Annotated in this window: 9 protein-coding genes; 7 read left to right on the forward strand and 2 right to left on the reverse strand. The window is 42.1% G+C overall.

Features of this window, described 5'->3' with window-relative positions:
• Both LC574_RS13600 and LC574_RS13605 read left to right on the forward strand, forming a co-directional pair.
• Window positions 1-1,146: ComEC/Rec2 family competence protein (locus LC574_RS13600; protein ID WP_229454015.1), on the forward strand; the 1,146-nt coding region annotated here is incomplete at its 5' end.
• A 313-nt stretch (window positions 1,147-1,459) separates the two neighbouring features.
• Window positions 1,460-3,124 (forward strand): alpha-amylase family glycosyl hydrolase, encoded by a 1,665-nt coding sequence (locus tag LC574_RS13605; protein ID WP_229454016.1) that lies wholly within the window; start codon window positions 1,460-1,462, stop codon window positions 3,122-3,124.
• 52 nt (window positions 3,125-3,176) lie between these two features.
• On the opposite strand, the gene LC574_RS13610 is transcribed toward LC574_RS13605, so the two are convergent.
• Window positions 3,177-3,359 (reverse strand): hypothetical protein, encoded by a 183-nt coding sequence (locus LC574_RS13610; protein ID WP_229454017.1) that lies wholly within the window; start codon window positions 3,357-3,359, stop codon window positions 3,177-3,179.
• Window positions 3,360-3,386: 27 nt separating this feature from the next.
• Here LC574_RS13610 and rpsO point away from each other — a divergent pair, with 27 nt between their 5' ends.
• The 3 genes from rpsO to aroF all read left to right on the forward strand — a co-directional run bounded on the left by rpsO (window position 3,387) and on the right by aroF (window position 5,774).
• On the forward strand, window positions 3,387-3,656 hold the full coding sequence (rpsO, locus tag LC574_RS13615; RefSeq protein WP_041565894.1) for a 30S ribosomal protein S15: 270 nt from the start codon (window positions 3,387-3,389) through the stop codon (window positions 3,654-3,656).
• A 12-nt stretch (window positions 3,657-3,668) separates the two neighbouring features.
• Window positions 3,669-4,139 carry a PAM68 family protein gene (locus LC574_RS13620; RefSeq protein ID WP_229454018.1) on the forward strand — a complete coding sequence of 157 codons (471 nt, stop codon included), beginning with the start codon at window positions 3,669-3,671 and terminating at the stop codon, window positions 4,137-4,139.
• 576 nt (window positions 4,140-4,715) lie between these two features.
• The gene (gene aroF / locus LC574_RS13625; RefSeq protein ID WP_229454019.1) at window positions 4,716-5,774 is read left to right on the forward strand and encodes a 3-deoxy-7-phosphoheptulonate synthase; all 1,059 of its coding nucleotides are present in this window, start codon (window positions 4,716-4,718) and stop codon (window positions 5,772-5,774) included.
• A gap of 229 nt (window positions 5,775-6,003) precedes the next feature.
• On the opposite strand, the gene LC574_RS13630 is transcribed toward aroF, so the two are convergent.
• A complete protein-coding gene (locus LC574_RS13630; RefSeq protein WP_229454020.1) occupies window positions 6,004-7,266 on the reverse strand; it encodes an HhoA/HhoB/HtrA family serine endopeptidase in 1,263 nt (420 codons plus the stop codon).
• Between the two features lie 220 nt (window positions 7,267-7,486).
• On the opposite strand from LC574_RS13630, the gene LC574_RS13635 reads away from it, so the two are divergent.
• Window positions 7,487-7,687, forward strand: a complete 201-nt coding sequence (locus LC574_RS13635) for a hypothetical protein (RefSeq protein ID WP_229454021.1) — start codon at window positions 7,487-7,489, stop codon at window positions 7,685-7,687.
• A 2-nt stretch (window positions 7,688-7,689) separates the two neighbouring features.
• Window positions 7,690-8,610, forward strand: coding sequence for a phosphorylase (locus tag LC574_RS13640; RefSeq protein WP_229454022.1), 921 nt, complete (start codon window positions 7,690-7,692; stop codon window positions 8,608-8,610).
• Window positions 8,611-8,877 lie beyond the last annotated feature (267 nt).

The raw sequence follows: 8,877 nt of genomic DNA on the forward strand, positions 1-8,877 counted from the left end.
GCGATCGCAGCTTTGATTGCTGTTCCCTTAGCTGCAACTAGTTGGACTTTACCTGTGCAACTTTTTGTCTTTGGAGTTGTACCATCTTATATTTTGTTGCTGAATGTGGTTAGTACTCCATTAATTTCGATTATTAGTATAGGTGGAATCATCAGTGCCTTAGTGGGTTTAATTTGGACTCAAGCAGGAAGCTTTTTAGCTGCGGTGTTACATTACCCGACTGATTGGCTAATTAAATTAGTAGAATTTTTTAGCAAGCTGCCAGGAAATTCTGTTGCTGTAGGTAGTATATCTACTTGGCAGCTTCTGGCGATTTATGTACTTATTATCTTGGTTTGGCTAGTGCCTTGGTGGCAACGGCGGTGGTGGTTTGCTAATGTGATTGCGATTGGTTTAGTATTCATCCCCCTTTGGCATTCTACAAATACATTGTTTAGGATAACGATATTACAATCTGGTACAGAACCAATTGTAGTTGTTCAAGATAGAGGGACTGTAACTGTTATTAATAGTGGCGATGAAGGTACAGGAAGATTCACAATCCTACCGTTTTTGCAGCAGCAGGGTGTAAATAAAATCAATTGGGCGATCGCAACTGATTTCCAAGGCAATCAAAGTAATGCTTGGTTGGAATTACTGCAACGTTTACCTATCAAAAATTTTTATGAATATTCCTCCAATCCAGAAAATTCAATTGCAACTCAGGCAATTCAACAAGAACTACAAAAGTATCAAGGATCTTACCAACCGTTAGCAGTTGGTCAAGCTGTGAAAACGGGTTCAATAGTGGCGCAATTAATCAACGATCAACTACCTATTTTACAATTGCAAATTTTAGATCAGAATTGGTTATTAGTAGGTAATATCAAGTCTAAAGAGGTACAGCAACTAGTTAAGAGTGGGAGTTTACCTCGTCCCCAAGTGTTATGGTGTGCCCCTCAGTCATTAAAAGATTTAGTTATTGCTCTGCAACCACAAGTGGCGATCGCTTCTTCTGCCAACTTTGATACAAAAGCTTTATCTGAACTAAATCAAAGCCAAACCAAACTATTTTTTACAGGACGAGATGGGGCTATTCAATGGACGCCTAACGGTGAGTTTGAGGCATTTATTGAAGCTACAGAAAACAAGTCTTCTGTTTTATAAAAAACTCAAAACCAAGTAAATTTAAAAACACAAGATTTATTTTTAAGTAAAACTGACTAAAGATAGATGTATAGTCATTCGCAAGGAAGTAACCTTTCAAAAGGTCTGAGAAAGGTCGATTTACTTAGCAGGTGCTAACCGTATGCTTGGGGTAAGTAAGTGGTTATGAAGAATTCAAGGTTTGTAGTAAGGACTGAAGCTCTTACTAGGAGAGAAGCTAGTGACTTTTACATTGCGTAACATAGTTTGATTTATTCTTGCCCACTTACTCAATGTTTGTATTCTCATACTTACTGACAGGAAGATATAGGAAATGGGAAGTTTAATTGATTTTACATTGTTTGCTCCTCGTAACGAAGGAGCAGCTTTAATTGGGTCTTTTTCTGAGTGGAAAGAAATCCCAATGGTAAAAAGTGAAGATGGTTATTTTCGCACTGAAGTAAAACTGGAAGATGGAATTTATAAATATAAATTTCGCGTTCAAAGCAAAAGCCCGAATTTTGCAGTTGATGAATGGGTAGACGTTATTGATCCTAAAGCAACAGATGTTAATGAAACAGAAAAATGCAGCATAGTGCGGATTAAAGATGGACAACGCATTATTGATAGTTATATTTGGCAACACGACGAAAAACTATTGCCTGAGAATCGTGAATTAGTCATATATGAAATGCACGTTGCAGATTTTTCTGGTGATCAGGTTGACCTTGACAAACGAGGCAAATATTTAGGAATAATTGCTAAGTTAGATTATCTGGTTGAATTGGGAGTTAATGCAATTGAATTAATGCCAGTTAATGAGTACCCTGGTAACTATAACTGGGGCTATAAAGTGCGCCACTTCTTTGCTACAGAATCTAGTTATGGTTCAACAGAAGATTTAAAACGATTAATAGATGAGTGTCATGCTAGAGGTATTCGCGTTTTTATGGATGGAATTTATAACCACACAGATGAAGAATGCCCCTTAATGCTAATTGACCGGAATTACTGGTATTACGAACACATGCATTATCCTGAAGATCCAGATAATTACTGGGGGCCAGAGTTTAACTATGATAATTATGATGAAAAGTTAAATGTTAAGCCTGCATGGAAATATGTTGAGGATGTAGTGCAATTTTGGATTCAGGAGTATCACATTGATGGAATTCGTTTTGATGCGGTGCGTCAATTGGCTAACTTTGAATTTCTCGGCTGGCTGGCGAAGCAAGGGAAAAACCATGCTGCACCCAAGCAGTTTTATAATATTGCTGAACATATTCCCGATACAAACACTGTAGTCAGTCCAGATGGGCCATTAGATGCTTGTTGGCATGAGAGTTTTCGGTACTTTATAGTTCCATATATTTGTGGAGAAACATTTGAATTAGAACAACTAAAACAAATTTTAGATCCCAAGCGGCAGGGTTATGCAACTACCACCAATGTGATAAATTATTTGGCAACCCACGATCGCGAACGTCTATTGCGAGAATTAGGCGATCGCGGTATCTTTGACGCAGAGGCATTTAAGCGAACCAAGTTAGCAGTTGTTCTCTTAATGACAGCGATGGGTATACCAATGCTGTGGATGGGAGAAGAGTTTGGCGAATATCAGCAAAAAAGCGAAGATGTAACTAAGCCACAAAAGATTAATTGGTCTTTGTTGTCAGGTGACCAGAATCATAATTTATTTGAGTATTATCAAAAACTCATTGCTCTACGCAAGCAGAATCTAGCCTTGCAAAGTGACAATATCGAGTTTTTCTACGAAAATGCCGATGATAAAGTGCTGGCTTATACCCGATGGGATGAGCAGAATTCTCGTGTGGTTGTCGTGGTAAATTTCTCCGACCAGAATCTAACTAGATATCAAATTCCAAACTTCCCAACTGTTGAGTGTTGGCAAGATTGGTTCGGTAATCGTGAAGTTGAAGTTGGAGAAGATAGTTTAGTTACTGATTTGCCAAGCTATACAGCCAAAATATTTGTTTAGCAGTTGTAGTCTGTGAAGAAATGCAAAGGTGTTCGGGATCGTCCTTGGCTTCTCAGTGTTGAACAATCTGCGATCGCACAAATTGTTCTACCCAAGATGCTTCAGTTTCTGGCGGTAAATCAATTTTTCTATTAGATGTTTTTAAAGCTGTATGGACAATTAACTGACATAGCAGCAAAGATGATTTTACATCCACCTTGATGGCTGTGATATTATGGGAGACTGCTACATACATTTAGAAAAACTAGAAATTGAATCGATCATGGCTCTGACGCAACTGCGGAAACAAGAAATAATTTCCAACTACCAAGTTCACGAAACCGACACTGGGTCGGCCGATGTCCAAGTTGCCATGCTAACTGAGCGCATTAACCGCCTCAGCGAACATCTCCAGGCAAATAAAAAAGACCATTCTTCCCGGCGGGGACTGTTGAAGCTAATTGGTCAGCGCAAGCGTCTTCTAGCTTATATATCGCAGGAAAGCCGGGAAAAATATCAAGCTTTGATCGCTCGTCTCGGTATTCGTGGATAGGGATTACCGCTTATGTCTGCTGAAGAATCTGAACGCAGTCGCTTGCCCTTTGAACCAAACAAAAAGCGCCAAAAACCCGCAAAAACTCAAAGTAAACCAGCAGCACAGCCACAAGAATCTGGCAAACAGGCTGATAGAAAACGGTCTTACACCAAACAAGAGATGGCTATTCCCCAAGTAGTCAGCCAGCGTATGATCCGCCGAGTAGCTGGGTTCTGTGGTGTACCAACAGCTTTGGGCATTAGCACCCTGGTTGTCAGCTATCTGCTTGCTATCTACTCTAAGATCCAACTACCTCCCATCGCTGTGTTATTGGTGAACATGGGATTATTTGGTTTGGGGGTTTTAGGGATAACTTATGGCGTTCTTTCTGCCTCTTGGGATGAAGAAAGAGTCGGAAGCTTGCTGGGTTTGGGTGAGTTCAACACCAATTGGGGACGAATGGTGGCAGTTTGGCGCGAAACTCGGCAAAAAAACTCATAATTAACGTCGCTCAGGTATTAGATAACTGCGGTATTGGGTAAATGAAGAAGTGAATGTTGAAGTTAAAATTTTATAACTTCAACATTGCTAATTAATAATATTTTTTATACTCTGTATCCAGTTATAGCGGTTCTCGTTTACGTGAGGTACACCCTTAGGGGCACAGCAATGCTCATTGGTGTCAACTTAAGCTATAAATAGTTTAACTGTTGGCTGACTCACCCGCCTTGAACTAAAGTTCAAGGCTAAAAGCTAAAGTCTACTGAAGTAGACTAAAGATTTTTTGCTATATTTAGTCATCTTCAGATGACTTCCGCTATTAGCAAGGAACTTCAGTTCCTTGCGGGACATAGCTTTTACGTTAAGTTGACACGTATGAGCAATGCTGTGCCCCTACACCTCCCGATATAATGTTGTACCGCATCTGGATGGGAACCGCTATATTGAGCAGTAAATATACTGACTGAGCGCTATATTTTGTAAATAAATTTTGTTTTTAACTATTCGTAATTAGACTAATAAGCAACAATAAAGTTAGTCAATTTACAGAAAATTTTACTAATCAGGAACTTTCACATGATTATAGTAATGAAAAGTGGTTCCCCAGAGGCGGAAATAAACCGCATTGATGAGGAACTAACTAGCTGGGGGCTAACTCCAGAAAAAATTGTTGGTCAACACAAAGTAGTTATTGGTTTAGTAGGTGAAACCGCCAGCTTAGATCCACTACAAATTCAGGAACTTAGCCCTTGGATTGAGCAGGTGTTGCGGGTAGAGCAGCCTTACAAACGAGCTAGCCGTCAGTACCGCCACGGCGAAGCTTCGGAAGTGGTGGTTAATACTCCCAATGGAGTGGTGGTATTTGGTGAACACCAGCCTTTAATAGTCGTTGCTGGCCCTTGCTCCGTAGAAAATGAAGAAATGATTGTGGAGACTGCACGACGCGTCAAGGCCGCTGGAGCTACATTTTTACGCGGCGGGGCATACAAACCCCGGACTTCACCTTACGCCTTCCAAGGACACGGCGAGAGTGCTTTGGATTTGTTGGCGAGGGCGCGGGAAGTAAGTGGACTAGGTATTATTACAGAAGTGATGGATGCTGCTGACCTGGATAAAATTGCCGAAATTGCTGATGTAATCCAGGTGGGGGCAAGGAATATGCAGAATTTCTCCTTGCTCAAAAAAGTGGGAGCGCAGCCGAAACCAGTTCTGTTGAAGCGGGGAATGGCGGCTACTATTGAAGACTGGTTGATGGCAGCCGAGTATATTCTGGCATCTGGCAATCCCAATGTAATTTTGTGTGAAAGAGGAATACGCACCTTTGACCGTCAGTATACGCGAAATACGCTGGATTTATCAGTAGTGCCAGTGTTGCGAAAGCTGACTCACCTGCCAATTATGATTGACCCCAGCCACGGCGTAGGTTGGTCTGAGTTTGTGCCTTCAATGGCAATGGCTGCGATCGCAGCTGGCACAGATTCCCTGATGATAGAGGTTCACCCCAACCCTGCTAAAGCCTTATCTGACGGGCCCCAATCTCTGACACCAGACCGTTTCGATAACTTGATGCAAGAATTAGCAGTGATTGGTAAGGCGGTGGGACGCTGGCAGCAACCAGCAGTGGCTCTAGCTTAAAATTCAGTTGCAACTTTGCGATCGCGTATCTCAGCAGAACTCCAGATAATTAGTTAAACCGTGACTAATGTCATACATAAAATTTGAAATGTATTGAATATATACCTATAGATAAAGCCGTTCTACTAATGAGAGAACGGCTTTATTTTGAGCTTTCTTTGTTTTCTTGAATTTAGTCAGAAGCTGATATGATTACTCAAAAATCACTCAAAACGGCTCACCACAGCAATTACTCTACTTGTGTGGGGAAAGCACCAGGTCGCACGGCTATGTTAAAACTTTGCCCATTGCGACGTAATTCCATACGTAAATCGCCCCCGACTTGGCTATTTTCTACTGCCTTTTGGACACTGCTGGCATCTGTGACTGATTGCCCACCAAGCTTTTGGATCACATCACCAGCACGTATCCCTGCTTTAGCAGCTGGTGAATTTGGGACAACTTTCACAACTAATACACCTTCATCTTCATTCACACTCAAACCGCTATTGGGATCTGAGTTGATATTTTGTTTTAGCTGAGGCGTTAACCCTACCATTTGAATTCCCAGATAAGGATGTTCTACTTTGCCTGTAGCTATTAGTTGACTGGAAATACGTTGGACTGTGTTGATAGGAATAGCAAAGCCTAATCCTTGTGCCCCTTGGATAATTGCTGTATTCATGGCAATCACCTCGCCACGGGAATTTAGCAGGGGCCCGCCGGAGTTACCGGGATTAATTGCTGCGTCAGTTTGAATATACTCTACTCGCCTATCGGGAGCGCCGATTTGATTGCTACTGCGTCCGGTGGCACTGATGATTCCGGTAGTTACTGTATTATCTAGTCCAAGGGGATTGCCGATCGCGATCGCCCATTCTCCCGGTTGCAGTTGATCTGAGTTACCCAAAGCTACTGAAGGTAAATTCTCTGCCTGAACCTTGATAACAGCGACATCGGTTAATTCATCTTTTCCTAACACCTTACCTTGCAAGGTGCGCCCATCCTTGAGTGTCACTGTCACTGTATCAGCACCATCTACCACATGGGCATTAGTGAGAATCCTACCATCGGCACTGATGATAAAACCTGAACCAGTACCCCGTTCTACCCTTTCTCCTGATTGTGGCAATTGGGAACCAAAAAAGCGGCGAAAAAACGGATCGTTAAATTCATCTGGTATCTGAGTTCTTACTGTTCGGGAAGAGTTAATCCGCACTACTGCTGGCCCGACGTTTTGCACCACTCGTGTTACAAAGTTAGGATCTGTGGCAGCTGGTAATGGAGGAGCAGCATTTACTCGACTAACTGCCAAATTAGATGCACTCTCAGACACCTGCCGAGAATGTCCAGCCATATAGCTGCCTGCCAATGTCATACCTGATCCCAGAAGCACCAGCGATAGAGAGGCGGCAGCCTTTTTCCAGGGCGCTTGATTACGGTATTCGGCTTCAGCAGTGTTATGTGAAATGCTATTTGATGGGTGTTCTCTATTGCGAGATTCGTTTTGCATTGCTGTCTGGAAGGATATTTAGATGTATTACTAATGTAGATATTATTTGTGACAGTTTTGTTGCGGAGGTATTGCGTTGTTATGAAACCTTTAGTATTTTACTGAAACATATTGGAATATAGTCATTCATAGAGGCGCACGCGCTGCGTGTTCTATACTATTGGTCTGTCAACCCAAAAATGACGGGTGAAGGTGGGGAGTGGGGAATGGGGAGTAGGGAGTGGGGAAAGAGTTTTTTGTGTTTCTCAAATGTCTTGATATCCGTCAAAATATATTTGACACACTACTATTGGTCTATCGCATTAATTCTGATGAGTTTGTAGTGAGCGCTTTAGCGCTCAAGCCAAGGACTAAAGTCCTTACTACGAACTTTTTCACCTATCAAAACTTTTGCGATAGACCACTATGCCTGAAGGAATAAAAATGGCAAAGGGGAAAATCTTACTTAAACCTAGCACTTTATGGACAAGTGTTAAAGAACGAACTGAACATGCTTTGCAATGCGGGGCGCTACTGTCGATTCCGACAGAATTTGAATTTGTTGAACAGGAGGGCGTGCGCTTTTTAGTGCGGATTTTGTCTAACCTGAATCGCAAAAAAGCAGCTAAGGAGAAACAGGAAAAACAATCTGCTACTTCTGGTCAAAAGTTTAATCCTTTTTTGCCCTACGAAGAAGATTTATTTGTGGCGGATATCTCCGATACTCATGTATGTATTTTAAATAAATTCAATGTTGTTGATTATCACCTGCTAATCATCACCCGTGCCTTTGAGGAACAGGAAAGCTTGCTGACTCTGGAAGATTTTGCGGCTATGTGGGCATGTTTGGCTGATTTCGATGGTTTAGCATTTTATAACAGTGGCAAAACCGCAGGTGCTAGTCAGCGACATAAGCACTTGCAATTAGTGCCACTACCACTTGCACCTTCGGGGCCGCAGATACCTATTAAACCTCTGCTAACAGCAGCACAATTTCAGGAATCGATACCTTCTGGTGCATCCGCTACGCCAACGGTGGGCTTTACCAACGCAATACCAAAACTTCCTTTTGTACACGCTTTCGCACCATTAAATCCCCATTGGGTACGATCGCCATTTGCAGGGGGACAAGCAACACTGGAAGTTTATCATACTTTGCTGCATTCTGTGGGAACTGGTGCTTACAATCTGCTAGCGACACGAGAATGGATGTTGATTGTACCGCGATCGCAAGAGCATTTCCAGTCTATCTCTGTGAATTCATTAGGATTCGCTGGTGCTTTACTAGTGAAAAATGCAGCAGAAATGGAGATTCTCAAAACCCAAGGGCCGATGACTATCCTCAAGAGTGTCGCTGTATGCTAACTTGGTGCGATGTCTACAAGGGGCTTTGCATCAAATTATATAAGTAACCACGCAAAATTAATTACAGTCATTGCGAACGAAGCGAAGCAATTCGCTTGCGGCTGGGATTGCTTCATTTCGCTTTGCTACATTCGCAATGACTAGGACTTACGCACTGTACAAAATGACTATCATGTGTATCAACGAAGATCCGTTGTTTCAGGCTATTGGCTACTAGCTTAATTATCAGTAGCGTAGGCGCAGCCCGCCGCAGGCATCGCTGGCTAA

It is taken from the genome of Nostoc sp. CHAB 5715 (assembly GCF_020829685.1).
Lineage (GTDB): Bacteria > Cyanobacteriota > Cyanobacteriia > Cyanobacteriales > Nostocaceae > Nostoc.